The 26,326-nt window shown below is 41.5% G+C and carries 31 protein-coding genes; 15 read left to right on the top strand and 16 right to left on the bottom strand.

Features of this window, described 5'->3' with window-relative positions:
• The first annotated feature begins 15 nt into the window (after nt 1–15).
• Together QVH07_RS12695 and QVH07_RS12690 are read left to right on the top strand one after the other, a co-directional pair.
• The gene (locus QVH07_RS12695; RefSeq protein ID WP_290000857.1) at nt 16–915 is read left to right on the top strand and encodes a DMT family transporter; all 900 of its coding nucleotides are present in this window, start codon (nt 16–18) and stop codon (nt 913–915) included.
• Between the two features lie 15 nt (nt 916–930).
• Nucleotides 931–1,926 (top strand): hypothetical protein, encoded by a 996-nt coding sequence (locus tag QVH07_RS12690; protein WP_290000856.1) that lies wholly within the window; start codon nt 931–933, stop codon nt 1,924–1,926.
• Between the two features lie 4 nt (nt 1,927–1,930).
• Here the strand turns inward: QVH07_RS12690 and QVH07_RS12685 are convergent, their stop codons facing one another.
• The 8 genes from QVH07_RS12685 to ubiE all read right to left on the bottom strand — a co-directional run bounded on the left by QVH07_RS12685 (nt 1,931) and on the right by ubiE (nt 8,416).
• Nucleotides 1,931–2,827, bottom strand: coding sequence for a M23 family metallopeptidase (locus QVH07_RS12685; protein WP_290000855.1), 897 nt, complete (start codon nt 2,825–2,827; stop codon nt 1,931–1,933).
• 108 nt (nt 2,828–2,935) lie between these two features.
• A complete protein-coding gene (locus tag QVH07_RS12680) occupies nt 2,936–4,000 on the bottom strand; it encodes a DUF3810 domain-containing protein (protein ID WP_290000854.1) in 1,065 nt (354 codons plus the stop codon).
• Between the two features lie 3 nt (nt 4,001–4,003).
• Nucleotides 4,004–4,585: a NifU family protein gene (locus QVH07_RS12675; RefSeq protein WP_290000853.1), complete on the bottom strand. Its 582-nt coding sequence runs from the start codon at nt 4,583–4,585 to the stop codon at nt 4,004–4,006.
• Nucleotides 4,586–4,660: 75 nt separating this feature from the next.
• Entirely contained in the window at nt 4,661–5,395 is a 735-nt protein-coding gene (locus tag QVH07_RS12670) for a ThuA domain-containing protein (protein WP_290000852.1), read from the bottom strand.
• Between the two features lie 14 nt (nt 5,396–5,409).
• Nucleotides 5,410–6,153 carry a M15 family metallopeptidase gene (locus QVH07_RS12665; RefSeq protein WP_290000851.1) on the bottom strand — a complete coding sequence of 248 codons (744 nt, stop codon included), beginning with the start codon at nt 6,151–6,153 and terminating at the stop codon, nt 5,410–5,412.
• A 1-nt stretch (nt 6,154) separates the two neighbouring features.
• Complete coding sequence (locus QVH07_RS12660; RefSeq protein WP_290000850.1) at nt 6,155–6,913, bottom strand: SDR family NAD(P)-dependent oxidoreductase; 759 nt, start codon at nt 6,911–6,913, stop codon at nt 6,155–6,157.
• 40 nt (nt 6,914–6,953) lie between these two features.
• Complete coding sequence (porT, locus tag QVH07_RS12655; RefSeq protein WP_290000849.1) at nt 6,954–7,745, bottom strand: type IX secretion/gliding motility protein PorT/SprT; 792 nt, start codon at nt 7,743–7,745, stop codon at nt 6,954–6,956.
• Nucleotides 7,694–8,416 carry a bifunctional demethylmenaquinone methyltransferase/2-methoxy-6-polyprenyl-1,4-benzoquinol methylase UbiE gene (ubiE, locus tag QVH07_RS12650; protein ID WP_290000848.1) on the bottom strand — a complete coding sequence of 241 codons (723 nt, stop codon included), beginning with the start codon at nt 8,414–8,416 and terminating at the stop codon, nt 7,694–7,696. The genes porT and ubiE overlap by 52 nt, the downstream gene beginning before the upstream one ends.
• 119 nt (nt 8,417–8,535) lie before the next feature.
• On the opposite strand from ubiE, the gene yihA reads away from it, so the two are divergent.
• From yihA to QVH07_RS12630, 4 genes are all read left to right on the top strand, one after another.
• Nucleotides 8,536–9,150, top strand: a complete 615-nt coding sequence (gene yihA / locus QVH07_RS12645; protein WP_290000847.1) for a ribosome biogenesis GTP-binding protein YihA/YsxC — start codon at nt 8,536–8,538, stop codon at nt 9,148–9,150.
• A gap of 39 nt (nt 9,151–9,189) precedes the next feature.
• Nucleotides 9,190–9,615 carry a DUF5606 family protein gene (locus tag QVH07_RS12640; protein ID WP_290000846.1) on the top strand — a complete coding sequence of 142 codons (426 nt, stop codon included), beginning with the start codon at nt 9,190–9,192 and terminating at the stop codon, nt 9,613–9,615.
• Between the two features lie 30 nt (nt 9,616–9,645).
• The gene (locus QVH07_RS12635) at nt 9,646–9,942 is read left to right on the top strand and encodes a hypothetical protein (RefSeq protein WP_290000845.1); all 297 of its coding nucleotides are present in this window, start codon (nt 9,646–9,648) and stop codon (nt 9,940–9,942) included.
• A 225-nt stretch (nt 9,943–10,167) separates the two neighbouring features.
• The gene (locus QVH07_RS12630) at nt 10,168–11,289 is read left to right on the top strand and encodes a sugar phosphate isomerase/epimerase family protein (protein WP_290000844.1); all 1,122 of its coding nucleotides are present in this window, start codon (nt 10,168–10,170) and stop codon (nt 11,287–11,289) included.
• 35 nt (nt 11,290–11,324) lie between these two features.
• Here QVH07_RS12630 and rnhA read toward each other — a convergent pair whose 3' ends face one another.
• The 4 genes from rnhA to aroQ all read right to left on the bottom strand — a co-directional run bounded on the left by rnhA (nt 11,325) and on the right by aroQ (nt 14,291).
• Nucleotides 11,325–11,777, bottom strand: a complete 453-nt coding sequence (gene rnhA, locus QVH07_RS12625) for a ribonuclease HI (protein WP_290000843.1) — start codon at nt 11,775–11,777, stop codon at nt 11,325–11,327.
• A 48-nt stretch (nt 11,778–11,825) separates the two neighbouring features.
• Nucleotides 11,826–12,398 carry a MarC family protein gene (locus QVH07_RS12620; RefSeq protein ID WP_290000842.1) on the bottom strand — a complete coding sequence of 191 codons (573 nt, stop codon included), beginning with the start codon at nt 12,396–12,398 and terminating at the stop codon, nt 11,826–11,828.
• A 412-nt stretch (nt 12,399–12,810) separates the two neighbouring features.
• Complete coding sequence (locus QVH07_RS12615; protein WP_290000841.1) at nt 12,811–13,866, bottom strand: aminotransferase class V-fold PLP-dependent enzyme; 1,056 nt, start codon at nt 13,864–13,866, stop codon at nt 12,811–12,813.
• 11 nt (nt 13,867–13,877) lie between these two features.
• The gene (gene aroQ / locus QVH07_RS12610; RefSeq protein WP_290000840.1) at nt 13,878–14,291 is read right to left on the bottom strand and encodes a type II 3-dehydroquinate dehydratase; all 414 of its coding nucleotides are present in this window, start codon (nt 14,289–14,291) and stop codon (nt 13,878–13,880) included.
• A 115-nt stretch (nt 14,292–14,406) separates the two neighbouring features.
• Here aroQ and xerD point away from each other — a divergent pair, with 115 nt between their 5' ends.
• Both xerD and QVH07_RS12600 read left to right on the top strand, forming a co-directional pair.
• On the top strand, nt 14,407–15,312 hold the full coding sequence (xerD, locus tag QVH07_RS12605; RefSeq protein WP_290000839.1) for a site-specific tyrosine recombinase XerD: 906 nt from the start codon (nt 14,407–14,409) through the stop codon (nt 15,310–15,312).
• Between the two features lie 47 nt (nt 15,313–15,359).
• The gene (locus QVH07_RS12600) at nt 15,360–16,400 is read left to right on the top strand and encodes a quinone-dependent dihydroorotate dehydrogenase (RefSeq protein ID WP_290000838.1); all 1,041 of its coding nucleotides are present in this window, start codon (nt 15,360–15,362) and stop codon (nt 16,398–16,400) included.
• A 1-nt stretch (nt 16,401) separates the two neighbouring features.
• On the opposite strand, the gene QVH07_RS12595 is transcribed toward QVH07_RS12600, so the two are convergent.
• Nucleotides 16,402–16,542, bottom strand: coding sequence for a hypothetical protein (locus QVH07_RS12595; RefSeq protein WP_290000837.1), 141 nt, complete (start codon nt 16,540–16,542; stop codon nt 16,402–16,404).
• Here QVH07_RS12595 and QVH07_RS12590 point away from each other — a divergent pair.
• Together QVH07_RS12590 and lolA1 are read left to right on the top strand one after the other, a co-directional pair.
• Nucleotides 16,541–18,916 (top strand): FtsK/SpoIIIE family DNA translocase, encoded by a 2,376-nt coding sequence (locus QVH07_RS12590; protein ID WP_290000836.1) that lies wholly within the window; start codon nt 16,541–16,543, stop codon nt 18,914–18,916. The two genes, QVH07_RS12595 and QVH07_RS12590, sit on opposite strands and share 2 nt — an antisense overlap.
• A gap of 29 nt (nt 18,917–18,945) precedes the next feature.
• Nucleotides 18,946–19,599, top strand: coding sequence for an outer membrane lipoprotein periplasmic chaperone LolA1 (gene lolA1, locus QVH07_RS12585; RefSeq protein WP_290000835.1), 654 nt, complete (start codon nt 18,946–18,948; stop codon nt 19,597–19,599).
• Here the strand turns inward: lolA1 and QVH07_RS12580 are convergent.
• The gene (locus QVH07_RS12580) at nt 19,596–20,135 is read right to left on the bottom strand and encodes a CvpA family protein (RefSeq protein ID WP_290000834.1); all 540 of its coding nucleotides are present in this window, start codon (nt 20,133–20,135) and stop codon (nt 19,596–19,598) included. The genes lolA1 and QVH07_RS12580 overlap by 4 nt on opposite strands.
• A 1-nt stretch (nt 20,136) precedes the next feature.
• Complete coding sequence (locus tag QVH07_RS12575) at nt 20,137–20,589, bottom strand: GatB/YqeY domain-containing protein (RefSeq protein WP_290000833.1); 453 nt, start codon at nt 20,587–20,589, stop codon at nt 20,137–20,139.
• 60 nt (nt 20,590–20,649) lie between these two features.
• On the opposite strand from QVH07_RS12575, the gene QVH07_RS12570 reads away from it, so the two are divergent.
• From QVH07_RS12570 to QVH07_RS12550, 5 genes are read left to right on the top strand one after another with little or no spacing between them, the layout of a single operon-like run.
• Entirely contained in the window at nt 20,650–21,369 is a 720-nt protein-coding gene (locus QVH07_RS12570) for a pyridoxine 5'-phosphate synthase (protein ID WP_290000832.1), read from the top strand.
• Between the two features lie 24 nt (nt 21,370–21,393).
• Complete coding sequence (locus QVH07_RS12565) at nt 21,394–22,152, top strand: alpha/beta fold hydrolase (RefSeq protein WP_290000831.1); 759 nt, start codon at nt 21,394–21,396, stop codon at nt 22,150–22,152.
• Nucleotides 22,153–22,165: 13 nt separating this feature from the next.
• A complete protein-coding gene (locus QVH07_RS12560; protein WP_290000830.1) occupies nt 22,166–23,320 on the top strand; it encodes a lycopene cyclase family protein in 1,155 nt (384 codons plus the stop codon).
• Between the two features lie 41 nt (nt 23,321–23,361).
• Nucleotides 23,362–24,072 carry an SAM-dependent methyltransferase gene (locus tag QVH07_RS12555; protein ID WP_290000829.1) on the top strand — a complete coding sequence of 237 codons (711 nt, stop codon included), beginning with the start codon at nt 23,362–23,364 and terminating at the stop codon, nt 24,070–24,072.
• Nucleotide 24,073: 1 nt separating this feature from the next.
• Entirely contained in the window at nt 24,074–25,147 is a 1,074-nt protein-coding gene (locus QVH07_RS12550) for a dipeptidase (protein ID WP_290000828.1), read from the top strand.
• An 18-nt stretch (nt 25,148–25,165) separates the two neighbouring features.
• Here the strand turns inward: QVH07_RS12550 and QVH07_RS12545 are convergent, their stop codons facing one another.
• Nucleotides 25,166–26,233, bottom strand: a complete 1,068-nt coding sequence (locus QVH07_RS12545) for a sugar-transfer associated ATP-grasp domain-containing protein (RefSeq protein ID WP_290000827.1) — start codon at nt 26,231–26,233, stop codon at nt 25,166–25,168.
• Nucleotides 26,234–26,326 lie beyond the last annotated feature (93 nt).

The raw sequence follows: 26,326 nt of genomic DNA, 5'->3' as shown, positions 1-26,326 counted from the left end.
CCTAAATCATCACGAATGACTAATCCCTCCTCGGAACATCCTCTTCAAAATTGGGTCTTACTCATTTCACTTGCACTCGTCTGGGGCAGTTCCTTTATTTTAATCAAGAGAGGGCTAGAGGTTTTTTCACCAGGAGAGCTTGGGGCGTTCAGGATAGTCGCAGCAGGTACAGTTTTATTACCTCTTTCTTTGCCAAGGGTGAAAAAATTAAACTCAAAACAGATACAAAATCTGATCATCGTTGGCTTAGTTGGATCCTTTATCCCTGCTTTCCTTTTTGCCAAAGCACAAACTCAACTGAGTAGCTCTTTAACCGGAGTATTGAATGCCTTGACCCCGCTTTTCGTTGTGGTAATCGGTTCTATTTTTTTTAACTCGAAAATAACTAGACAGAATGCGCTTGGCCTCGTAATAGCATTTATAGGAGTGACAATTCTGGTTTCTGTAAAAGAAGGAAGTGCCTTTGGGGACTTCAGTGAAATCAATGCTTATGCCTTTTTTGTCTTGCTTGCCTGTATGTGCTATGGCTTCAATGTGAATATCATTAAACACAGCTTTGTGGAGCTAAAACCAGTTGAAATTACGGCAATCTCCTTACTTATGGTCTTGCCTGTTGCTTTGGTGTACCTCATGGCTGGCACACAGTTTTCCTATAAAATAGTCACAACAGAAGGTGCTACCTTGGCCTTAATCTATGTGGCTATTCTAGGGGTTTTCGGAACAGCAATCGCTTTAATCTTTTTTAATCGACTTGTGAAATCAGCCACACCTGTTTTTGCCAGTTCGGTTACCTATCTAATCCCTATTGTCGCAATTTTCTGGGGCGTCTGGGATGGAGAAACCCTCCTTTTCGGTCATTACTTAGGAATTATTGCTGTCATTTTTGGAGTTTGGATTGGTAATAGAAAGCGATAAACCTTATTTTTCTACATGAAAAATTTTGTGAACCTTCTACTACTTATTTTTAGTCTTCAGGTAATTTCATCCTGCCAAAGCCCTACTCAGAATGAGGATGAGCAGACTAAAACCGAACCCTCTTCGGAGGAGAACTCCATTATTGTCGACTATTTCTTGGGGGATTATGTGACAAAATCTTATCAATCACGGACAGAAGGTTCTGATTGGATTGTGGTGAGAGTTTCAAAGTCTTCGGATGAGCTACTTAAAGTAGAAGTGAGTTCTAGAGCAGATAAAAAGAGACCAACTTGTACTTGGAGCACTACGACCCAAATCAAGGATGACAAAACCCTTTCCACTTTTGCCATGGAGGAGGAAATCCTGATCAAAGTGAATGGAAATACTCTAAATATCCTTGCTGCTAATCCAGAAGAGGATGGTATTCTTAATTATTTCTGTGGAGGTGGGGCTTCTCTTTCTGGAGAAACTTACCAAAAGCTTTCAGAGCCATTGGATGAATCCCAGTTGAAGGCATTTACCATCCAAAAATCCAATAGTCTTCAGGGAATAACTTTCGATATCTCGGCCACTGAGCAGAATCCGAATTCAGAGGTGATTATCACTCCCTCTGGTCTGGAGGCAACTAATGAGCCGATTCGGTTTGAGACTTCAGGGACATTGATGCAGAGCGAAGTAGAAGACTTAAACAGTGATGGCTCACCCGAGCTAATATTATTCTTCACCATGTTTGGAGAGTCGGTTGAAAATTACCTTAAAATTTTTTCAGGGAATAATAATAAATCCATCAGCGAGGTAAGTATACCCGACATTACCGAAGAACAGAAGAAAGGATATGGAGGGGAGGAAGAATGGGCTGTAATAGAAACCTCAGTGGTGGCGAGATTTCCAATTTTTGAAGAAAAGGATGGAGAATGGGTGAGAACTGGAAAAACACGCCAAATCCAATACAAACTAGAGGACGGAGAAAATTCCAGAAAGCTTGTTGTTGACAAGGTGATAGAGTATTAAGGAATTACTTGTCTGCGAAGTATTTCTTTTTTTCTCTTTTACTCATTTCTAGTTCGATAATTTCCTGAGGATGAATAACCTCTAATTCCACCAACTTTGGGATTTCTATAGCTCCGCCCTCAGTTATGAACTGGACGGGTATTAAATCGTAACCCAGCTTATCCCTATCTTTTTTGACAGACTTGAAAGTTGACATTCGAACGTGAGTCCCAGAGCTATAGTTTTCCCCTGCAGATAAAGCTAATTCCTGCCCTGGAAATACCTCATCTCCCAGTTCTACCTTTTGGCTATCCTTTTTTAAGACTGCCAACTTGGTGAAGGTACCATCTTCATGATAGATTTCGATGAAATTATCCTTTCCATCGTATCTAAATTCCCCCTCCTTGGCTTCATACGACATCCTCATATCGGATATCACTCCTTTTCGAGGTGCCACAATTACCGTAGGGGTTTCAAAGTGGAAGGAAACTCCCACATAGTTAGAATTGTATTCTTTCGGCTGCAATTGATTTTCGATATGAGTCATTTGCATCGCTCTTACCATCTGCCCATCAGCTACTGGGATCAAGTAAACTGGATCCTCCTTTATTTTGGCAAGCATATTTCCTTTTGAATAGGAATACGAATATCGATATGAGGTAGCCTGTCCCTCCCTTGAAGGCCTTAATCGTAGGACAGGGGTCCTTCCAGGATTAGCAACCACCAGTGGAGTGCTACCTCCAGGTGTGGTCAAGTTGTTCAGGTTGGAGAAGTTAAATAGCACCGCATAAGGGATGCTCGCAGCATTTGTGGCATAAAAAATAACATTACCGTCTTCGTCCCGCTCGGATTCAAGTTCAACTTGAGCAAAGGATAGACTGGAAAAAAAGCAAAAAAGAAGGGTGAAAATGGGTGATCTCATGAATAATGAATATTAACTAGTCTTTAAGATTAGTTATTAAAAACTCTTTATTCAAACTCTGGTAATAAAATTTAGATTTTTTTAGTTAATGGGTGTCAATAACCCAATTTAGTTCCTCTTCCTCCATGCATGCACCAGCATAGGCATTTGTTGATAGCTTTTAACTCCTTCTTTCACCCCCTGAGTTTTGAGGAAAACATTATTTGCCGCTCGGCTAAATTCAAGGGATATGGGAGGATATCGATCTGCATTCTTCCTTATGGAAAGTATATCGTTCACAATCCCCCTGTTCAAAGTTTTTACCCATTCGGCATATCCCTCAGGATCCATTCTGGAAAAGTCTCTCATGAGATAAAGCAAAAGCCGTAATTGGGAGGTGTAGTTTAGATGTGGATTCTGACTTTCTGAACCTATGACCCATGCCACAAAATTAGCTTCTCCTTCATCGGTCACCCCCAAACTGTGTGACAATTCATGGGCAATAGTAAATGGTTTTTCCAAAGGATGAAGAGCAGCATCAATATAGCTTTCACCTGTAAATGGCCAGTAAATCCCAAGAATTCCCAATCTACGCATCAACCCTTTCGGGGGAACTTGCTTAGTCCTTGGCCTACCGGTGTAGGTAAGCCTCAGAAGATGTGAATGTTCTTCCAGCTCTTTTCTGACTTCTGTTTCAAGTACGGGATAATCCCAAGGAATTTCGAATGCTGAAGTGTCTGAATGAATCTGAGGTCTTAAGCGATTCATTTCCATTTCAGTTTCAAAAATCTCCCTTTTAACCTCTTCCAATTCCAAAGGACGTATGTCTAATCTCAATTTTTTCGTAAGTGGCACTCTTTGATAATTGAAGCCCCAAAGAATCAGGAAAAAGAAAACCAGAGCACCTGTGCCATTTAGGATAGCACGAAAAGTATAGCCCAGTTTATTTCGTAGCGAATCCTTTTTCCTGAGTCGAATGAAAAAGTAAATCAGAACGAGGATTACAGAAAGCCAAAAAAAATAGACGCTTGGAAAAGGAAGAATTCCAAGCGTCTGATCTATGATTTTTCGTATCCAAAGGAAAATTCCCTCAGAGTAAACTTGTTCCGTTTTCTCAGGAAATGTACTGGCTAAAAAGCGAATTCCCAGAAATACCAATCCCAGAATCGCCCAAAACCAGTTTTTTAATTTCATTAATTAAACTCCTTCGGCTTGAACTTCTTTCACTTCAGGAAGCATTCTGGTCAAAAGGTTTTCAATTCCAGCTTTCAAAGTGACCGTACTGGAAGGGCATCCAGAACATGCCCCTTGTAATAGTACTTTTACCACTCCCTCCTGAAAAGAATGAAAAACGATGGCTCCTCCATCCTGTTCCACTGCCGGACGGATATATTCATCCAGAATACCCTTGATTTTCTTCACAGTTTCAGAATCTGCTTCATCAAACAGAGGGTCTTTATCAAAGCTGGCATTAACCACCTTTTTGCCTGACTCCAGATACTTTTTGATATGATCGCGAATGATAGTTTGAATCTCAGCCCACTCTACCGCTTCGTCTTTCGTCACAGTCACAAAATTCGATGCTATAAAAACTCTTTTGACAGCAGCAAAATTGAAAAGCTCTTTCGCTAGTGGTGAATTTTCTGTGCTTTCTGCATCAGGATAATCGAAGCTTACTCCATCCTCAACCAACATAAAATTCGCAACAAATTTTAGCGAATTTGGATTTGGATTGGCCTCCATGTAAAGGTGAACTGGTTTCGCCTGTGCTTGTAACATAGTTTTTTGGTTTTAACCTATTGAACCCATTTTAGAAAATTAAGTTCCCAAATCTTGAGCAGATTTGGGCAAAGCTTAATCAAACGGTTCTCCTGTTGCCGCATACCAAATTCCTCCATAAAGATGCTTCAGGAAGTCATCATCCTCCCAAGCTGAATCCACATGGCCAAGAGCAGTATAAAAAACCCGACCTCCATCAAACTCATGATACCAGGCCATGGGGTGATTTGCACCGTTTCCTCGAGCTACCTCGTAGGTGGTTTCATCAGCATTTATGAGAACTTTGATGTTGGGGTTAATATCTCTGAACTCATAAAGCTCATCGGTCCACATCCAATTTTTCGGTAGATGCCAAGTAGATGGATGATCTTGATCCACTACTTCCAGTCTCAGTGTTTGCTGAGCAGGATGTGCAAGAAAATATGCCCCAATCATTTCATTATACCAGGGCCAATCATATTCTGAATCGGTGGCTGCATGAACTCCAACAACACCCTTCCCGCTCCTGACAAACTTCTGTAAAGAAGCTCTAGTGGTCTCATCGAAGATCGTTCCGGTTGAACTAACCAAAATCAACACATCGTATTTCATTAGATTTTCCTCAGCGAGAACTCTTGGATCCTCAGATGCATGAACAGAAAAAACCTGTTTTGTACCCATTTTTTTCAAAGCCACTACAGCATTCGGAATGGATTGGTGTCGAAACCCTGCTGTTTTTGAGAATACCAAGGCCCTGAATTGTTGAGCACTCACTGAGGCTGACATCAGAAGCATTAAGATCAAAATTGAGCTAATAAGACTTTTCTTCATTTTATTGGGGTTTATCATTTTACAATTTCAAATTTTTCACCGGCAACTTTTCTACTGTAGGCATTGAAGTGCCACCACTCGGAAGTGATCCCGGTAAAACCAGCTTTGGTCATCGCTTCACGCAGAATTTCTCGATTATTTATTTGTTTTTGGGTCAAAACACCTTCCTTTAGCATTTGCTCCTCACGGTCCGGATAGGCGGCATAGCCAAAGAAATCGTAGCCTGTACCCATATCAAGAACTGAATCGGCTGACATATCGAAAATGGTCAGATCCACCGCCACCCCGAAGTTATGTAAACTACCCACCTTTGGATCAGCTACATAAAGTGGCTTGAGACTGTCAGGTTTATCCAGATTGTCCCAAAGAATCTGCTGCACACTGGCAGGGCGGACTCCATCATAAACCATAAAGGTAAAGTCTTCATTAATGCTTTTTAGATATTGTTGAGCCTCTAAAAGCTGTTGTGCCACTTCTTTCTGAAGGTAGGCATTTGTAAGATCCCTGTAAACATCCTCTCCAAAGAAATTATCAGTTGTTGAATACTTTAAATCCACCATGATATCCGGAATCACATCCTGAATATTTACCAGACCCTGATCAATTAATGTTTGTTCCAAAGTCCCAACCGAAGCCTCCTCAGAAGTAACCATAGGTTCAGCTTCCTGCCTCACTTTTTGAGAAAAAGACTCCTGATCACTTTTTGGCGAACGGCAGGATAGTAAACCCAGAAATATCAAATAGTGATAGGGTCGCATATTAGCTTTCTTTATTCACCAATGTGGCAGAAGCCTGCGCAGTGGGAAGAACAACTATATCGGCTAATACTACATGCCTTGGACGGTTTACAACAAACTCTACGATTTCAGCAATATCATCTGCCAAAAGTGGTTCATAGCCTTGGTAAACTTTTTCAGCTCGTTCAGTGTCACCTTTAAACCGCACCTCAGAAAACTCCGTCTCCACTAAGCCTGGATGAATCCCAATTACCTTTATTCCGTACGGATTCAGATCGATCCTCATTCCTTTGGTCAGCGCATCCACAGCATGTTTTGAGCCGCAATACACATTCCCATTCGGATATACTTCCTTCCCAGCAATAGACCCAATATTGATTATAATCCCATTTTTCCGCTCAATCATCCCGGGTATGATGGCTTTTGAAACATAAAGCAGCCCCTTGACATTGATATCCATCATGGCATCCCAATCGTCCAGATTTCCGGTTTGAATTGGGTCCATACCGTGCGCATTACCTGCATTATTCACCAGCACCTGAATATTTTCCCAGTCCTCTGGAATGGTTCCAAGAATCTCAAAAACTTTTTCCCGATTCCTCACGTCAAAGACCAAGGGCAGGAATTTTGTCCCTTCGGGCAAAGCTTTAGCTAATTCATCCAGTCTTTTCTCCCTTCTTCCTGTTGCTATCAAGTCATACCCCATTCTGGCAAGGGTCAATGCTGTGGACCAGCCAATACCAGAAGTGGCTCCGGTGACCAGTGCGATTTTTCTTTCCATAACTGAAAATTAACTATTTCTGAAAATAGTGAAGGACCGCTTATTGAAAATTCAATAGAATCGTGATGGTTTTTGGCTTCACTGAGCCGATAGCATCCGCAAAAAGAGGGTTGGTGTTTTCGGGCTTGTAAATATCCATTAAGCCATGTGAGAAACGAATCTCAGGTGCAAACTTGAAATACTTGAAATAAATTTCAAAACCCATCCCGAGCTCAAGAGTTACATCCTGCCCGTCAACAACCAAATCATCTAAATTCGCTTCATCCTGACCTTTGGTTCTAAATCGGTAGCTACCTCCTCCCAGAAAATACATCCGGGTATTGTTGAATCGCTGAGATCTATATCTAATCAGCAAAGGAAACTCCACCAGTGTCTGCTCTGAGGTGTATCTTTCTATGTTTGTGGGTGGGATGACATTGTCTGGATTCATCGAGTTATCATCCGTGGAAGAAAAATACGTGACATCCACAGAATGCTCATAGAAGCCAATTTTTGGCTGAAGCATAAGGTGAACTTGGTCATGAAACTTCATCATCCCAATAAATCCCAAGGCGAATCCAGGTTTATAGTCGGGCGAAATTCTTGCAACATTTGGTGCTACAGAACCTCCGGAGTTTAGAAAATCATCCGTGTATTTGATCTGATAATAAGAAGTATGCCCGGCCAGAAAAAAACCATACGAGATGAACTGATCATCAGACCCCGCTCCACTCAGCATACCAAACATCCCCTGTCCAAAAGAGATTCCGGATACTGAAAAAACAAAAAATAAGGCAAGAACTACTTTACGCCAACGTAAATCGAGCTTATTCCAAATGTGAGTGGTTTGCATACAGTGCTGGTAAATCCTACTTTTTTAAGTACGGCAAGAAAATCTTCTCCATCTGGAAAGGCCTGTACTGATTCAGGAAGATAAGTATAAGCAGATTTGTCTTTGGATACAACCTTACCTACCTGAGGCAAAACATAGTTGGAATAAAAACCATAAGCTTGTTTCATTGGAAACTTCCTTGGTTTTGAAAATTCCACGATCACCGTTTTACCTCCTGGCTTCAAAACGCGGTACATATCTGCGAGTCCCTTTTCAAGATTTTCAAAGTTCCTTACTCCAAAGGAAACGATAACTGCATCAAACTTATTATCCTCAAAAAGCAATCCTTCGGAATCCCCTAGCTGAAGGTCAATAATGTGATCAAGACCTTTCTTTTTCATTTTCTTTCTCCCCTCGGAAAGCATGCCTTCAGAAATATCCACACCGATAATTTTCTCGGGATTCAGTGCCAAAGCCTCTATGGCAAAGTCTCCTGTGCCAGTAGCAATATCGAGTATCAATTTGGGTTTGTCCTGAGCTAGCATCTTAACTGCTTTCTTTCGCCAGGTGATATCAATTCCCAGACTAAGTACATGATTCAATAAATCATATTTTGGGCTGATGTTATCAAACATCTCCGCTACTTGTGCTTTCTTAGGGTCTCCTTTGTCTTTATATGGAACTACTGACATTCGTACTAATTTGGGTCTGCAATATTACTGAAGAAACCCGAGGAAGCGAAGAATGTTGTAGATATTGATCAATTACCCATTTTCCAAAATGTTCTACTTTTGCAAGAGGACCATTCGCTATGATAAAAGAAGCCAAATTCGTTATAAGTAATTCTAATCCGGGAAATTGTCCCAAACCGGATAGGGCTGAAATCGCCTTTATCGGTCGGTCCAATGTGGGAAAAAGCTCCTTGATCAATGCTATCACAGAACAAAAAGGCCTCGCCAAAACCTCTCAAAAACCTGGAAAAACCCAGCTTATCAATCATTTTCTAATCGATGAGCATTGGTACCTGGTAGATCTCCCCGGATACGGCTTTGCCAAGGTGAATAAAAAGGTAAAGGACGGATGGGAGGCTATGATAAGCACTTACCTGAAAAAGCGAGAAAATCTCTGCGGAGTATGCGTATTGATCGATAGCCGATTACCTCCACAGCAGATTGATCTTGAATTCATCCTTTGGTGCGCTACCGAGGGTGTTCCTGCAGTTTTGGTTTTTACCAAAGCTGATAAGCAATCCAAATCCAAAACCTCCCAAAACATTCAGGCCTTTATACGGAAGCTTGAAAACTTCGTAGAAGAAGCTCCTCAATATTTCATTACGTCCGCAGAAAAAGGCACGGGAAAGGAAGAACTCACAGAATTTCTTGAAGAATTAGTGAAAGAATATGATTCAGGGGAATTGAATCCCTAGACTCTCTATATTTGCAGCTAGAAAACGACCACAATATTTATGGATTTTAAAGATTTAGCAACGGTAGCGGGAAAGCCGGGATTATTTAAAGTGTTAAAGCCCTCAAGAACAGGGGTGATCTTAGAAAGCCTCGATGATAAAAAATCAAAGATGGTGGCAGGCGCTGCACAGCGAGTTTCCATCCTTTCGGATATTTCCATCTACACCACCACGGAAGAAGGCGCTGAGCCATTGCAACAGGTGATGCAGAAAATTGAAGAGGAATTTGAGGGAGACCTTGGCCTGGATAGTAAGCCAGATGATGCCGAGCTTAGGGCCTTTATGAAGCATATTCTGCCTGAAGTAGATGAATCGAGAGTATATGTTTCAGATATTAAAAAATTGATTTCCTGGTATGGAATCATCAGAAAGGAGATGCCAGAAGCCTTGGCACCTGATTCAGAAGAAGAAAAATCAAAAGACTAAATTGAGTCCCGTTATTACGGGACTTTTTTTATGGAAAAAATCACTGAGCAGACATTAGAACTCATTAGAAAAGATTTTGATCTACCCGAGCCTATTCAGGAGTTTAATGAGAATGAGGCCATTTTGCTTTTGAGCAAAGCTTTAAAAGAACTCCTTGATCGGGATTTCGTGCGTTTGCTACAAATCTGCTATCGGGTGGATCTTCCAGAGACGGAATTAAAGAAAATTCTAAATGAAAGTGCCCCAGAAAGCCTTTCTCTTGATTTGGCAACAGCCCTCTGGAAAAGACAGAAGCAGAAAATAGAGATTCGAAAGAGGTATTCTTGAGTTCTTGTCTTCGCTCGAACTAACCCGAATTTTCAAAAAATTAAAAATCTAATCTTTGAAGATTAAAGGCTGTCAGGCTAAGCGCTCGCCTGACCTTCGGGCATAGAGTCGAAGCCTAGAACAAGGGATGGCAATCATTTCTCAATTATCAGGTTTTCTCCACCATGAATTGGGTACTCAGGAACAATGATTATTTTCAACCTTTAACCCAAAACCTCAAAAAAAATGACTCACCCGATCTGGATCATGACCTCGGCTTTCGATACGCTAAGCCTTGATGAAACCATTGAAAAAGCAAAGGAAATCAATGTTCAGGGACTTGATCTTTGTGTTTTCAGAAGGGATGGACAAAGAGATGATTTTGTAGCGACCCATCTGGATTATGAGGATTTTGGCCCTGATCAGGCGAGTAGCATTCTAGAAAAATTCAATGGGGCTAAGCTTCGACTTTCCATTGGAGCCTTCGAAAATCTAATCGGGGGAGATCCGGTGCATAGAGTGGAGAATCAAAATCACCTCCTTCGACTGATTCGAATTGCTCACCTTCTGGGAGGTGATGAAAATGACGTGAAGGTGGGAACCTTTGTAGGATATAATCATGAACTTGGGAATCAGGAAGGAGGCTTCGAAAAAAACCTATTGGAATATCAGAAAATCTTTACTCCGATCATCAAATATGCTGAAGACCTTGGAGTAACAGTTCTTTATGAAAACTGTCCAATGGAAGGCTGGAGACCTGAAAAATTCTCCGGAACATACAACAACCTCACTGGAGTACTCGCCGCCAGGAAATTGATGTACGAATTAATCCCTTCAAAAAATCACGGCGAGATTTATGACCCCTCTCATGATGTTTGGCAGCATACTGATCCTGTAGAAGTAATTGCCCAAACGGATATGGATAGGCTTAAGCGTATCCATGTGAAATCTACCCGGAATCTTCCGGATCCATTTTGGGGAAATATGTATCCCACACAGGCAGTAAATCCTGATTTAGCCAAAAAAGCAGGAGTGCCACAGCCTAGCAGTTCCTGGGATAGACATCATTATGAGGCTACCTTACCGGGATTTGGTTTGGGAGATTCTATGGATTGGAGAGCATTTGTGAATAAGCTGAAAGAAAAAGGCTTTGAAGGACCTTTTGAAATTGAAAATGAGGCTGTGCTTTCTAAGCAAACGGGTAAACTGGGAGCTATTGTTCAGGGATGCAAGGCAGCGGTACAAAACCTCGCCCCGCTACTTTATGAATTGACTGATGAAGGCTGGGTATATCCCTTAAGGAACTTTAAAGAGCTCAAAGATTTTCATCGATCGGATATACCTGTCAAGACCATGGATGGTTTTTAATCGAATTTGAGGAAAAGGGATTCAATTTTCAGAATTTAATTCTGGTTTTCGTACCCTTGATCAACTTTGAGCTGCATTCCTTCAGCTGCCTCAACTGCCAACTGATCACAACGTTCGTTTTCAATGTTCCCTGCGTGTCCTTTTACCCAATGGTACTTGGGCTTGAACTTCATGTGTAGGGGGATATATTTCTGCCAAAGATCTGGATTTTTCTTGCCTTTGAAGCCTTTTTTTTGCCAGCCCCAAAGCCAACCTTTTTCAATAGCGTCTACCACATATTTGCTGTCGGAATAGATTTCCACCTGGTAGTCAGCATGCTTAAGAGCCTCTAATGCTTTGATCACAGCAAGAAGCTCCATCCTGTTATTGGTGGTTAAACGAAAGCCTTCGGAAAGTTCTTTTCTATGCTTTCCGAATTTCAATACTGCTCCATACCCACCAGGTCCAGGATTGCCTTTGGCCGCTCCATCTGTGTAAATTACTACCATCGGTCAAAGAAAATCATAATGCCTGTGGGAAGCAAAAGCAATCCAGGCTTAAGTTGGAAAGACGTTTGTTTTGAAAATTTTGACTGCTATGGAAAGTAGAATAATTCCAAAAATTCTTCTTAGAACATCAAGTCCAGTTTTACCCAGCTTTCGCTCCAGCCAATTAGTGCTTTTCAGAACCACATAAACCAAAGCAAGATTTAATACAATCCCAATGGCTATGTTGATTTGATGAAATTCTGCCTTAAGGGTAAGGATGGTGGTTAAAGTTCCGGCACCGGCAATCAAGGGAAATGCAATAGGGACGATCGAGGCCCCTGCAGTAGCGTCAGGATCAGGTTTAAAAAGTTCGATCCCTAGGATCATCTCCGCTCCAAGTGCAAAAATTATCAAGGCACCTGCTATAGCAAAATCCTCCACACCTATCCCAAAAAGACCTAAAATAGATTCCCCTGCAACCAGAAAAAGAATCATCAAAAGCCCTGCAACCAGTGTAGCTTTCCCAGACTGAACATGTCCAATCTTCTGTCTCAAATTGATGATAATCGGTATAGAACCGAGTATATCTATCACCGAAAACAGGATAAGCGACACGGATAAAATTTCCTTGAGATCAAACATGCCGCAAATGTAGATATTTCTTTTGCAGAAAGGAAAGAAAGAAAGTTTATGGAATTATTAATGATAGAAAATCCATTGAGAAGATTTTGAATGTATGATTAAGACTTATAAAAATAAATCCAAACAAAATACCCGAACACAAGGATGCTTGACATCATGGGAACCGACATTCGGATTAAAAACTCCTTTCCCCTTCCCTCCTTTTTGTATAAGAAATAGGTTACTACTTGGGCCGAAATTGCATATATAAGAGGAAGTTGTAGCCAAATTTTTGATTCTAAGGTAAACGCCGCACCTAAGAAAGGTAGAATGGGCAAAAACAGATATCTTTCCCATTTTTTTATTCTTGAGGACCTGTTAGGTATAGCCTCAATATCATTTCCTTTCCACATAATTTTCAAATTAGAGAAAACTAGTAAGCCACCAAAAAGTCCATTAACCCATCCATCTCCTGATCAGTAATAGCAGGGAAATTGGCAATTCGAAAAGAAGTTGGTTTCAAAGGTCCATAACCACTCCCCAATTGAAAGCCTTGGTCTAATGCCGCAGACTTCACTTTCTTTATAGTCTCCTCAAGGCCTGCCACCCCAAGAACTGTGGTGCTACGGGTAGTGGCATTATCTACTAGAAGGCGAAGACTTTTTGTCCCAATGATACAATCTTCAAGCTTCTTCATTCGCTCACGAAGCGCCTGGTCAAAATGCTGAATCTCAGGCATATCCTTCAGCACTCTGTTCAATAAATAAATTCCAAGGACATTTGGGGTGTAATGCGTCTGGTACCCACGTGCATTTTCGAGCATGAAGCTGAGACTGTTGTACCGTCCAGATTCTCCTTTGCTTTCGGCCTTTTCAATAGCACTTGGGGAAAGAATCAATAACCCAAGACCAGCTGGCAACCCAAAGCATTTTTGAACGGAGGCATACCAAAAATCTGCAAGCTCAAATTTGAGCTCGATGCCAGCCATCGAAGAAGTGGTATCCACAGCAATCAGCTTTTCAGGAAATTTATCCCTGATTTCTTCCAGCTTGGCCATTGGGACCTGAGAAGCATTTGACGTTTCATTTTGAGTGATAGCAATCAAATCATAGTCTTCTGGAATGCTTAATTCTGGAACGTCTATTTCTTCATTCGCAGCAATTTTTTGCCCAGCGCTTTTGGGATTTATATGCTGAGCAAACTTTATCCACTTTGCTCCGAAGGAGCCGGAATAAATATGAAAGCTGGCTGATTCTACGATGGACTGTGAAATTATCTCCCAATTTTCGGTGGCGGAAGAGGTGAATAAAAGCTTATAATCATCAGGCATATGTAGCTTTTCTTTCATCAGGCTTTCGGCCTCCTGATAAAGCCGCATAAATTGATCACTCCTATGATTAGCACTGAGGATTCCTTCAGAATATGCATCCTGCAGATATTTGGGAACAGATTCATAGACCTTAGATGGTCCAGCAGCAAAAGTCAACATGGAAAATAGGTTTAAAGAAAATATTGAATTCCTAGATCGTAGCCCTTCAGGCCTAAGCCGGAAATCATGCCCACACATTCTTTTGAAATAATACTCTTGTGCCTGAACTCCTCACGCTTATAAATATTTGAAATATGAACTTCCAAAACCGGCGTTTCTATCCCGGCAATCGCATCAGAAATGGCTACAGAAGTATGCGTATAGCCTCCAGCATTTAGAAGAATGGCATCATAGGAGAATCCGACTTTGTGAATCTTATCAATTAATTCCCCCTCGATATTGCTTTGGAAATAATGAAGTTCTACCCGAGGAAAAGCATATTTGAGTTGCTCGAAATACTCTTCAAAACTGGTGCTTCCGTAAACCTCAGGTTCTCGGGTTCCCAGGAGGTTCAGGTTGGGGCCATTGATAATTTGGATCTTCAAAACAGGATTGGTTCGATTACTGCTATAAAGTTAAAAGATTCCTTTGGGTAAGTATTCATCATTTGACATTTGAACCTACCAAAATCCGGATCTATTTTTTACTTAGTGATAAGAAATGGACAAATCCTGGGAAATTTACATCAAACGCTTTCGCCATTACCTCAAATTGGAAAGGTCATTAAGTGAGAATTCCATTCTCGCCTACACTCGAGATGTCAATAAACTGGCAAAGTTTGCAAGCCAAAACTTTGAGGGTAAGAGTCCTTTGGGCCTGGAGCTAGAACACCTTAGGAGATTTGTGAATGAACTGGGGAGTATCGGAATCTCAGATTATACTCAGGCCCGGGTGATTTCAGGAATTAAAGCTTTCTACAAATACCTGACGTATGAAGATGAAATTTCTGAGGATCCTGCACAGCTTCTGGAGGCCCCAAAACTGGGAAGAAAACTTCCGGATACGCTTAGCTATCCAGAGATCGAAAAACTCCTGGAAGCTATTCCACTTGGTGAACCTGAAGGACACAGAAACCGGGCAATTTTAGAAATGCTATACAGTTCAGGCTTGCGAGTTTCAGAGTTGACCGAATTGAAATTAGGTCAAATATTTGAAGACATCGGCTTTTTGAGAGTGATAGGGAAAGGAAATAAGGAACGGCTGGTTCCTATCGGTCAGGATGCGATGAAATACCTCAAGATTTATCAAAAGGAAATTCGGGTTCACCAGAAACCGGCCATAGGTCATGAAGAATTTGTTTTTCTAAACCGGAGAGGTAAAAAGCTCAGCCGGGTCATGATATTTTTAATTATCAAAAAAACTGCTAAAAAGGCCGGAATCGATAAAAACATAAGCCCGCATACCTTTCGACATTCATTTGCCACCCACTTGATAGAAGGGGGAGCTGACCTCAGGGCCGTTCAAGAGATGCTTGGGCATGAGAGCATAACCACTACGGAAATATACACTCATCTGGATAGAGATTACTTACGTCAGGTACTAACAGAATTTCATCCCAGGAGGTGAGACTAAGTCTAGTTTTCATAAATTTGCCAAACGCAAAAATCTGACTCGTGTACAAGTCTCTCCTCAAACCCCTCCTTTTCTTAAAGAAACCTGAAGACGCTCACTATATCACATTTGACCTCACCAAATTCGGCTTTAATCTTCCATTGGTTAAGGATGTGGTCAAATCAAGTTTTGAATTCGACGATCCAAGGCTCGAAAGGAAAGTTTTTGGTTTGACTTTCAAAAATCCGGTTGGACTCGCTGCTGGATTCGATAAAGATGCCAGGCTCATTGACGAGATGGCGATGTTGGGTTTTGGCTTCATTGAGATTGGGACATTGACTCCAAAACCGCAAGCTGGTAATCCGCAACCCAGACTTTTCAGACTTCCTGAAGATGAGTCTCTTATAAATAGAATGGGCTTTAACAATGGAGGAGTCTTGGATGCAGTGGAACGGTTACGAAAAAGGAAATCGGACGTAATCGTGGGTGGTAACATTGGTAAAAACAAAGTAACCCCGAACGAAAATGCCATCGATGATTATCTGTATTGCCTGGAAAAACTACACCCCTGGGTGGATTATTTCGTGGTAAATGTGAGCTCACCGAACACACCTAATCTTCGGGACCTCCAGGAAAAAGAGCCTTTGAAAGCTTTGCTCACCGCGGTAAAAGAAGCCAATGATGCCAAGTCTAATCCAAAGCCTATCCTTTTAAAAATAGCCCCTGACCTTACTGATGGGCAGTTGGATGATATAGTAGAAATCGTTTTGGATACCAAAATAGATGGTGTGATCGCTACAAATACTACCATAGATAGGAGCCAACTTAAAACTGACCCAAACCAAGTGGAGGCGATTGGAGCGGGAGGTGTAAGCGGAAAGGTTTTAAAGTCTAGAAGTACCGAAGTGATACGGTACCTTCACACGAAGTCCTCCGGGGCATTCCCCATAGTCGGAGTGGGAGGAATTTCTTCTCCAGAAGATGCCATCGAGAAGCTTGAGGCAGGCGCTTCCCTCATTCAAGTGTACTCGGGCATGATTTATGAGGGTCCTGGGTTAATCAAGCGAATTAAAAAAGGCATATTGGCTTATTTTTCGAGCTAAACTATATTTGTTTAGCCAGAACTCTATCATTCATCAGCACTTGAACCACATACATGGCCGCAAATAAGCCCCGATCAAATACATTCAGAAAAAAAGGAGAATCCCGTAAAACCACAAAATCGGAAAAGAAAGGTTTTTCCATGCCAAAATTTGGTAGTTCTAAAGTGGTTCTGACCCTTGGGGTGATTCTGATTTCTGTGGCACTTTTCCTATTTATTGCCTTTATCAGTTACTTATTGAATGGTCCGGAGGACCAAAGCTTAGTCATGAATGGGGATGGGGAGCCTATTCGGGAGGCTGCCAGAGAGTCGAGTAATTGGCTTGGATATTTAGGGGCAAAGGCCGGGCATCTTTTAATCTATCGCTGGTTTGGAATTGCAGCATTTCTGATTCCGCCATTCTTTTTTATTCTGGGAGTGAAAATGGCATTCAAGACCTCCATTATGTCTTTACCCAGGTATGCTTCCTTTGCCTTATTCTTCACATTTTGGCTTGGATTGCTTACAGGGTATATTGTCATTTTGGTCCAAGGGTATTCCTACTGGAGTTTTCTTTCAGGTGGTTTTGGTTATGAATTAGCAAAGCTTTCAGCGGACTTCCTCAGCTGGGGTACCTTCATTCTGTTAGGTGGGTCATTATTGATATTTTCTATCTTTTTCTTTGACATCAATCAGCTCGAATGGTTTTCCAGTAAAACTGTTCATGAAGGCGATTTGAGTGATCCTGAAGTTCCAGATATGGAACCTATTGAGCCTTTGGCTGGTGCCAATCCATTCGATGACATAAATGAAAAAGAGGAGAAAGAAGAAGAGGAAGAAATCGAGGATGATGGGTCACTCTGGGAGATAAAAACTGAAGAGAAACCTGAGACAAAGACTCCGAAGAAAGAAATCGAGCTATCCGAAGTAAATCTACTTCAGGAGATCGAAGAAAAAGAAGACTCCAAAGAGAAGGCATTTTCAATCAATAAAACTCAGGAAGAGAAAACGGCTGAGGAAGTAGAAAATCTGGACGCTTATGATCCAACATTGGACCTGGCAAAGTACCAATATCCGACGCTTGACCTCCTGAATGAATATGACCTTCAAAAAGTAACGGTAACTCGCCAGGAACTTGAGGACAATAAAAATAAAATAGTCGAGACCCTGGAAAACTTTAAAATCGGAATTCAGGAGATTAAAGCGACTATAGGACCGACTGTAACCCTCTACGAAATTGTTCCAGAACCTGGGGTAAAAATCTCCAAAATCAAAAACCTGGAAGATGACATAGCGCTAAGCCTGGCTGCACTTGGGATCAGAATCATCGCCCCGATTCCTGGAAAGGGAACAATCGGTATAGAAGTACCAAATAAAAACAGAGAGCTTGTGCCTGCGAGAGCAGTATTGAGTACGGAAAAATTCCTCAGGTCAGATAAGGACCTTCCCATAGCCTTGGGTAAAACCATTTCGAATGAAGTGTTTGTGGGGGATTTGGCTAAAATGCCCCACCTCCTTATGGCTGGTGCTACGGGGCAAGGTAAATCCGTTGGCTTAAATATGATTCTGGCTTCTTTAATCTACAAAAAACATCCAGCCCAGTTGAAGTTTGTCCTGGTCGATCCAAAGAAGGTGGAATTGTCGCTTTTCAACAAAATTGAAAGGCACTTTTTAGCGAAACTTCCTGGCTCAGAAGAGGCCATCATCACTGATACTAAAAAGGTGATTTACACCCTGAATTCCCTTTGTATCGAAATGGATAACAGGTATAATTTGCTAAAGGATGCCGGAGCCAGAAATTTGAAAGAGTACAATGCGAAGTTCATCGCTCGGAAATTAAACCCCGAAAAAGGCCATAAATACATGCCATACATCGTCCTGGTCATTGATGAACTTGCGGACCTGATGATGACGGCTGGAAAAGAAATTGAAGGACCAATTGCAAGACTGGCACAGCTTGCCAGGGCAATAGGGATTCACCTGGTAGTGGCGACGCAAAGACCATCTGTAAATGTGATCACCGGAATAATCAAGGCGAATTTCCCAGCCAGACTTTCTTTCAGAGTTACCTCTAAAATTGACTCCAGAACGATTCTGGATGCAGGGGGTGCAGATCAATTAATTGGGATGGGAGATATGCTTCTTTCCCAGGGTTCAGAAATGACACGACTTCAGTGTGCTTTCCTGGACACTCCTGAGGTTGATGCCATTTGTGATTGGATCGGTGAGCAAAAAGGCTATCCCGATGCCTATTTACTTCCCGAATACGAAGGTGAAGACGGAGACAGCAGTATTGGGGAAGTGGACCTGTCGGACAGAGACCCACTTTTTGATGATGCCGCGAAGCTTATCGTCATGCATCAGCAGGGAAGTACATCCCTAATTCAACGTAAACTCAAACTTGGTTATAACCGGGCCGGGCGGATCATTGATCAGCTGGAGGCCGCAGGTGTAGTCGGTTCTTTTGAAGGTTCAAAAGCCCGAGAAGTACTCATCCAGGATGAAGCCAGTTTGGAACAGTTATTGAATAGTTTGTAGGGTCGAATTTTAAGCTCGACTTACAATCCATGAAGAAGTTTATTCTACCCGTTTTCCTATTGTTTTTAAGCTTTTTGTCCTTTCAGGCCAAAGCTCAGAAAGATCCTCAGGCAAAGAAAGTTCTAGATGCCATGAGCCAGAGATATCAAGCAATGAATGGGTTCAAAGCTGATTTTGATTTCACATATAGGGATGCAGCCGGAACCAGCGATAAGCAAACAGGAGAGATAGCGGTGAAGGGCGAACAATATCGCCTAAAACTTCCCGATCAGGAAATATTCAATAATGGTAAGACGGTTTGGACATTCATTTCGACTGATACTTACAAGGAGGTTACCGTCAACGATGTCACCCAAATGGAAGGTGAGCTCACACCTTCGAACATCTACAGGATGTATGAAGAAGGCTTCGATTACAGGCTGCAAGCCGAAAAGCAGTTTCAGGGACAGACAGTTCAGGTTGTTGAATTAATTGCTTTGCGGTCAGGGTCTCCTTTCGAAAGAGTTAACCTTTTCATCAATAAATCCAACAAGAACCTCATGGGTTGGGAAATGCATGATGGTCAGGGAACTGTCTTTGCTTATACTTTCGTGGATCTTCAGGAAGGACCAAATTTCCAAAACAACTATTTCACCTTTGATCCAAAAGAGCATCCGGGTGTGGAAGTAATTGATCTTCGCTAGATTTGATCAGCGAATTCCTCGACCAATTCTTCCATCTTATCTAAGGTTTCCTGAATCACAGGAAGAAAGGGATCTAACAAATCCACAAAGAATGGCGCAATCGGTTCGATATAAGGTAATGCCTGGCTTTTACGAGTCCATTCTTTGGGTAAATCCAAATCAAAAAGATTAGCCATATATAGAAATAGGCTAAGAAAAAATGCGACTCTAACCACTCCCAACATCAGGCCAGCAACTTTATCCAGGGAACCAAGAAAGACGGTTTCCATTGTTTTCTTCAGAAGCCAACCTACCCCATTGATCAATAATGTGGTTAGCACAAAAATTAAAAAGAAGGCCACGATGGGATAGCCTATATTTAAGGATTTGACATTGTCAGATAGCCAATCTGCCATCGTATCCATAAAATAGAAAGCCAAAATAATGGCTATAATAAAACCAAAAAGGCCTATGATACCCATGAGGAAACCCTTTTTGAATCCCTCCAAAGCACCCAGGCCAATGATGATTAAGATAACAACATCAATAATTTCCAATTTATGCAGATAATAGTGCTTTGACTTTATCAGCAATCATCTTGCCATCCGCTTTTCCCGCTAGTTGTTTACTTGCAATTCCCATCACCTTACCCATATCTTTCATGCCTTCCGCACCAGTCTGAGCAATGATAGTAGAAACAGCCAGCTCCACTTCCTCTTCGGAAAGGGCCTTCGGTAGAAATTCCTGAATCACTTCCAACTCAGCGTTTTCCACTTCAAACAAATCCTCTCGACCTTGCTCCTTGTAGATGGCTGCCGAATCTTTCCTTTGTTTCGCTGCTTTAGTCAGAAGCTTCATTTCATCAGCTTCAGAAAGCCCGTCTCCTGCACCTCCTTTAGTCTCTTCCAGCAAAATCATGGATTTTACCGCCCTTAGAGCCGTTAACCTAGTTTTATTTTTGGCGATCATTGCAGCCTTTATTTCACTATCTATCTTCTGCTTTAAACTCATTCGTTTTAAGTTTGTATTATACCATAGTTTACTATTCAAAATTACCGTTTCTAATCGGATATGACGAAGCTTAGCGTAAATATTAATAAGATTGCCACACTCAGAAATGCCCGTGGGGCAAATAATCCCAATGTAGTCCAAGTTGCCAAAGATTGCGAACGCTTCGGCGCTCAGGGAATCACAGTCCATCCAAGACCTGATGAAAGACATATTCGACATCAGGATGTTTTTGATCTGGCGGAGGTTGTGACCACTGAATTTAACATTGAGGGGTATCCTGATAAACGATTCTTGGATTTGGTGAAAAAGGTGAAACCTGCCCAAGCCACTTTGGTACCAGACCCGCCTGATGCGCTTACGTCTAATACCGGTTGGGATACCATTACACATCAGCATCTACTCCGAGATGTGGTTGCTGAGCTTCAATCGGAAGGAATCAGAGTTTCTATCTTTATTAATCCCGAAGTGAAATATTTCGAACCGGCAAAACAAACAGGGACTGATCGTGTGGAATTATACACTGAACCTTATGCTGCAAATTATCATCAGAAGAGAGAACAAGCTGTAAAGCCATACGTAGAGGTATCAAACTTGGCAAAAGAAATCGGGTTGGGACTTAATGCAGGTCACGATTTAGATCTTCACAACCTTCAGTTTTTAAAGAAGTCAATTCCTTTTTTGGATGAAGTATCTATTGGTCATGCCCTCATTTGTGATGCACTATATTATGGACTTGAGAATACCATCCAGATGTACAGGAGGAAGTTGGACACTGAATAGTGAGAAAATTGTGAACTACTTAACATGAAACTAAACTATAAAAAGACAGGCTCTGGGCCACCTCTGGTTATTCTACATGGACTTTTCGGTTCTGCTGACAATTGGTTTTCGATAGCCAGGGAACTACAAGAAGACTTCACCTTGTATTTGGTAGACCAAAGAAACCATGGCGATTCTCCAAAATCTGATGAATGGAATTATCAGGTAATGGTAGAAGATCTTTATGAACTTCTTGGTGAAATCGATGAGGATAAAATCTTTTTAATGGGCCATTCTATGGGAGGTAAAACGGCTATGAATTTTGCCTTGACTCACCCTGAAAGGGTTGAAAAACTTATCGTTGCGGATATCGCGCCGAGATATTACCCAGTTCATCACGAGCAAATCCTGCAAGGTCTGAATTCACTAAACTTAGCTGAAATCCAATCCAGAAAAGAAGCCGATGAAAAATTAGCCGAGTTTATCCCCGTGGCCGGAATTAGGCAATTTCTTTTGAAGAGCCTTGGCCGGGATTCTGATGGTTTTATCTGGAAAATCAATCTTCCAGTGATCACTGAAAATATTGAAGAGGTGGGCCAGAAACTGGAAAGTGATGAACAATTTTTCGGAGAAACGTTATTCTTAGCTGGAGCAAATTCGGATTATATCAAGGATTCTGATTGTGAGGATATCTATTCCTTCTTCCCAAATTACCAATTGATCAAAGTGGCAAATGCAGGACACTGGCTACATGCGGAGCAACCCAAAGCTGTCATAGAAGAAATACGAAAATTCCTGCTTTAAAAGTAAACATCAAATGGAGAAATCATACGACTATATCATAGCAGGATCAGGTCTGGCGGGCCTGAGCTTATTGTATAGGCTTCTCCATGCTAAACCGCTTAGGGAAAAGAGAATTCTAGTTGTTGATTCAGAGAAAAAAACAAAAAATGATCGCACATGGTGTTTTTGGGAAAAAGGCCATGGAACCTTTGAACCTATAGTTCATTACTCCTGGGATACTTTGAGCTATTATGCTCCTAACGTGGCCCAAACCTTCAAAATGAAGGAGTATAAATACAAGATGATTCTGGGTGACCAGTTTTATTCCCATGTGCTTGATTTTGCTAAAAAAGCTAAGAACGTGACCTTCTTGCAATGCGACATAAATGAAATAACTGAGGAAGGTGAAAAGGGAATTATCAAAACAACCGAAGGGGATTTTGAGGGAGATTATATCTTTAATTCTACTCCACTTTTCTACCCTGACATCAATCCTCAAAACTCCCTTCTCCAACATTTCATGGGATGGAAGATCAAAACAGACAAACCGACTTTTGATCCCTCCAAAGCAACCTTAATGGATTTTACATTGAAGCAGACTCATGGTACCACTTTCATGTATGTGCTTCCTACTAGTGAAACCGAGGCTTTGGTAGAATACACGCTCTTTACTGAGGAAGTTCTAGAAAAGGAAGAGTATAAAAAGGAGCTTCAAGATTACATCGAAAACAAGTTGGGAATCTCCAAATATGCGATCGCCCATGACGAATTTGGTGTAATCCCTATGTCTCTCGCAAAATTCGACAGGTCAGAGGGGCTAAATGACAAAATTATAAACATTGGGACCGCCGGCGGATTTACGAAGGCGAGTACAGGTTATACTTTCTATTTCGTTCAAAAACACCTGGAAAAACTCGTTAAAAATCTGCTTGAAGGAAAACCCCCTCTCATTGAAAAAAACTTCGAGGATAAAATGTATGATTGGTACGATCGTACTCTTCTAGATGTACTACTTAGGAAGAAAATGGAGGGAAGAGATATTTTCACCAAGCTTTTCACTAAAGTTAACCCAGAGTCCGTCATGGCCTTTCTGGCTAATGAAAGTTCCTCATTAGAAGAATTTAAAATCAGACATAGCCTACCACCTTATACTTTTGCAAGTTCCGGGTTGAAGCAGCTGATCAAATAGTTCTTTTTCTATTATTCGGATTACTTTTCTAACTTCCGCTTATGCCTTTAGGAAAGCTTTATCTTATTCCGAATGTTCTTGCAGAAAATACTGCAGACCAAGTGATCTCCCCGCAAATCAGAGAAGTCATTACAAACACTAAAGTCTTTTTGGTGGAAAACCTGAGAACCAGCAGGCGATATATCAGCAGCCTAAAACTTGGGGTGAAGATCGAGGAATTACACATGGAAATTCTAGATAAACATTCTAGCCCTGAGTCTATAAATCGCCTGATGCAACCTTTATTCAATGGAGCGGATATTGGGGTGATTTCTGAAGCCGGATGTCCAGGGATTGCTGATCCAGGAGCCTTAGCTGTCGAATATGCCCATCAAAAGGGAATTCAAGTTGTCCCGCTTTCCGGTCCAAGTTCCATGTTTATGGCCTTGATGGCTTCAGGTTTTTCAGGACAGTCCTTTGCTTTTCATGGCTACCTGCCGATTGATAAAAGAGAAAGAGCTAGCAAGATCAAAAGTCTTGAGAATGAATCGGCAAAGGAAAGCCGATCCCAAATCTTCATGGAAACTCCTTTTAGAAATAATCAGCTTCTCAAAGATTTATCAAACACCCTTAATCCAGGGACCAAGCTTTGCATCGCAAAAAATATCACAGGGTCGGACGAACTGATTCAAACCAAAACCATAGCCGCTTGGAAAAAGAGCCCAATAGATCTTCACAAAATCCCCACAGTTTTCATCCTCCAAAGCTTTTAACATGTTTACCATAGACGCCCACCTGGACCTCAGCATGAATGCCCTAGAATGGAACAGGGATTTAACCAAACCTATTGAAGAGATAAATGCCAGAGAGCAAGGTCTTTCGGATAAGCCCGATCGGGGTAATGCTTTGGTGTCTCTTCCTGAGCTTCGCAAAGGGAACATTGGGCTTGTGGTAGCCACACAAATCGCCCGGTTCGTGAGTCCTGAAAGTTCTCTTCCTGGATGGCATTCTCCTGAGCAGGCCTGGGCTCAAACCCAAGGCCAATTTGCATGGTATAAGGCGATGGAGGAGGCTGGTGAAATGCGGCAAATCAAGAATCTGAAAGGTTTAGAAAACCATCTAAGCGATTGGTCAGAGACTTCGATTACTACAAAGAAACCTATAGGTTTCATTCTATCACTTGAGGGAGCAGATTCTATTGTTAATCTTGATTACTTGGATAAAGCCTGGGAATATGGACTCCGAGCTCTAGGCCCAGCTCATTATGGCCCAGGAAGGTATGCTTACGGCACTAATGCTTCTGCACCTCTTACCAAACAAGGAAGAGAGTTGCTTCGCAAAATGGAGGAATTAGGAATTATTTTGGATGCCACTCATTTATGCGATAAGGCCTTCTGGGATGCACTGGAAATTTTCAAAGGACCAGTCTGGGCTAGTCATAACAACTGCCGGTCCTTGGTGAATCATAATCGACAGTTTTCAGATGAGATGATCAAGGCACTAATCGATCGTGGAGCCGTTATAGGTGGAGCCATGGATGCATGGATGCTAAGTCCTGATTGGGTTCGAGGGAAATCTACCCCTCAGGAAAGGAATGTCACACTGGAAACGGTGATTGACCATCTTGATCATATCTGTCAGATAGCAGGAAATGCTGATCATATCGGAATAGGATCAGATTTAGACGGAGGGTTTGGCTCTGAGCAGGCACCGCATGATCTTAGTTCTATAGCCAATCTCAAAACCATTCCTGAACTGCTTAAAAGGCGAGGCTACTCAGATGAGGATATTCAGAAGGTCATGAGTGGAAATTGGCTTCGCTATCTAAGGAAGGTCTGGCATAAATAAAATATGGGCTATACAGGGTTAAGTCTTTTCCTTCCAAAGATCCTCCCAACCTAAATCCTTGAAATGGGGGCCGGTAGTTGATTCGGAGAAGACGATTCCAGGATGGCCAGTATTCCATTCCATGATCTTTATTTCTTCATTTTTATCCAAAGCTACATCCCATCCTATGAGCTCTAAATGGGGAATTCCATTGTGTAAATTCTCACAAAACCTTTTCATTTCCTCAAACTTCGGTATGACTAGTCCTTCAAGGCGAGTATCCGTTGAGGGATGTCTCTCGAAAGTCTCCCATTTGGGAGAAATTGCACAGTAAAATAGCTTTCCTGTTTGGGTGTAAACTGGAACTCGTAAGGCCTTCTGACTTTGAATAAATTTTTCAGATTCTCTGCCTATTCTGAGGCCGCATAACCTAGTTTCGGCAAGCTTACCAAATGGTTTTACCGTAGTTACTCGAATAGTTGCGACTGCATTTGGACTCAGTTTATCAAAAAATGTGTGTTGATAGATGGGTGCTTGAATCACAAAGTCACCTAATTCGCTAAACTTTAAATTTTCAAATTCTGTCTTAGTTGATTTTGTTATCCCAAGACCTTGAAAAGTGAAATCCCCCTTTAAATAGACCTCAGAAAATTGATCAAAACATAACTCATAAACCTGTGCCAATCTCAGAGGTCTTCCATCTGTATCTATCCAAGAACCATTAACAGAATATGCCAGGTCTGGAATGGAATCCGAGTTAATTATTCGTCTAGTCAAAGTCTTATACTGGGCAAGTCCCTCCAATTCGCCATTTACAGCCGGCCCCACCACTCTGCCAATATAATTATCTGGAATCCATCCCTCCTTAAATTCTCCTTGAAACGCGGTATAAACTTTCAACCAGCCAGCAAAAGCTACTGATCCCAAAACCTCTTTTGCATATTCCTGACATTGAAAGTTTTGTACCGGGGTCAGTTCCTTTCCATTTGCCCTTAATGTGGCTAATATTAATTCAGTCTTACGATAATGAGGTAAATCAAATAACCTGTTCCATCGTTTCTTTCTTGATTTTCTGAATTCTGACTTAAGGACACTGATGAATTTCATATTTAAATAGGATCAGAGATTTTTGAAGAAGCTAAGAATTTTCTAAAAAAATTATTGAAGAAGATTTTAAAAAAGTGATGGGTCAAAACTGAC

The organism is Algoriphagus sediminis (assembly GCF_030403435.1).
GTDB lineage: Bacteria > Bacteroidota > Bacteroidia > Cytophagales > Cyclobacteriaceae > Algoriphagus > Algoriphagus sediminis.
Note: the sequence above shows the minus strand (reverse complement) of the source record. Positions and strands in the feature narration are given on the sequence as shown.

Coding starts and splice junctions, on each gene's coding strand:
- QVH07_RS12615 (WP_290000841.1), bottom strand. CDS start 13,866: ATGTTGACTTTTGCTGCTGGACCATCTAAGGTCTATGAATCTGTTCCC.
- xerD (WP_290000839.1), top strand. CDS start 14,407: ATGGACAAATCCTGGGAAATTTACATCAAACGCTTTCGCCATTACCTC.
- QVH07_RS12690 (WP_290000856.1), top strand. CDS start 931: ATGAAAAATTTTGTGAACCTTCTACTACTTATTTTTAGTCTTCAGGTA.
- QVH07_RS12560 (WP_290000830.1), top strand. CDS start 22,166: ATGGAGAAATCATACGACTATATCATAGCAGGATCAGGTCTGGCGGGC.
- rnhA (WP_290000843.1), bottom strand. CDS start 11,777: ATGGTAGTAATTTACACAGATGGAGCGGCCAAAGGCAATCCTGGACCT.
- QVH07_RS12635 (WP_290000845.1), top strand. CDS start 9,646: ATGGAAAAAATCACTGAGCAGACATTAGAACTCATTAGAAAAGATTTT.
- QVH07_RS12680 (WP_290000854.1), bottom strand. CDS start 4,000: ATGAAATTAAAAAACTGGTTTTGGGCGATTCTGGGATTGGTATTTCTG.
- porT (WP_290000849.1), bottom strand. CDS start 7,745: ATGCAAACCACTCACATTTGGAATAAGCTCGATTTACGTTGGCGTAAA.
- QVH07_RS12640 (WP_290000846.1), top strand. CDS start 9,190: ATGGATTTTAAAGATTTAGCAACGGTAGCGGGAAAGCCGGGATTATTT.
- yihA (WP_290000847.1), top strand. CDS start 8,536: ATGATAAAAGAAGCCAAATTCGTTATAAGTAATTCTAATCCGGGAAAT.
- QVH07_RS12590 (WP_290000836.1), top strand. CDS start 16,541: ATGCCAAAATTTGGTAGTTCTAAAGTGGTTCTGACCCTTGGGGTGATT.
- QVH07_RS12675 (WP_290000853.1), bottom strand. CDS start 4,585: ATGTTACAAGCACAGGCGAAACCAGTTCACCTTTACATGGAGGCCAAT.
- QVH07_RS12550 (WP_290000828.1), top strand. CDS start 24,074: ATGTTTACCATAGACGCCCACCTGGACCTCAGCATGAATGCCCTAGAA.
- QVH07_RS12670 (WP_290000852.1), bottom strand. CDS start 5,395: ATGAAGAAAAGTCTTATTAGCTCAATTTTGATCTTAATGCTTCTGATG.
- QVH07_RS12595 (WP_290000837.1), bottom strand. CDS start 16,542: ATGGAAAAACCTTTCTTTTCCGATTTTGTGGTTTTACGGGATTCTCCT.
- QVH07_RS12660 (WP_290000850.1), bottom strand. CDS start 6,913: ATGGAAAGAAAAATCGCACTGGTCACCGGAGCCACTTCTGGTATTGGC.
- lolA1 (WP_290000835.1), top strand. CDS start 18,946: ATGAAGAAGTTTATTCTACCCGTTTTCCTATTGTTTTTAAGCTTTTTG.
- QVH07_RS12565 (WP_290000831.1), top strand. CDS start 21,394: ATGAAACTAAACTATAAAAAGACAGGCTCTGGGCCACCTCTGGTTATT.
- QVH07_RS12685 (WP_290000855.1), bottom strand. CDS start 2,827: ATGAGATCACCCATTTTCACCCTTCTTTTTTGCTTTTTTTCCAGTCTA.
- QVH07_RS12555 (WP_290000829.1), top strand. CDS start 23,362: ATGCCTTTAGGAAAGCTTTATCTTATTCCGAATGTTCTTGCAGAAAAT.
- QVH07_RS12620 (WP_290000842.1), bottom strand. CDS start 12,398: ATGTTTGATCTCAAGGAAATTTTATCCGTGTCGCTTATCCTGTTTTCG.
- QVH07_RS12575 (WP_290000833.1), bottom strand. CDS start 20,589: ATGAGTTTAAAGCAGAAGATAGATAGTGAAATAAAGGCTGCAATGATC.
- ubiE (WP_290000848.1), bottom strand. CDS start 8,416: ATGTCAGTAGTTCCATATAAAGACAAAGGAGACCCTAAGAAAGCACAA.
- QVH07_RS12695 (WP_290000857.1), top strand. CDS start 16: ATGACTAATCCCTCCTCGGAACATCCTCTTCAAAATTGGGTCTTACTC.
- QVH07_RS12630 (WP_290000844.1), top strand. CDS start 10,168: ATGACTCACCCGATCTGGATCATGACCTCGGCTTTCGATACGCTAAGC.
- QVH07_RS12665 (WP_290000851.1), bottom strand. CDS start 6,153: ATGCGACCCTATCACTATTTGATATTTCTGGGTTTACTATCCTGCCGT.
- QVH07_RS12570 (WP_290000832.1), top strand. CDS start 20,650: ATGACGAAGCTTAGCGTAAATATTAATAAGATTGCCACACTCAGAAAT.
- QVH07_RS12545 (WP_290000827.1), bottom strand. CDS start 26,233: ATGAAATTCATCAGTGTCCTTAAGTCAGAATTCAGAAAATCAAGAAAG.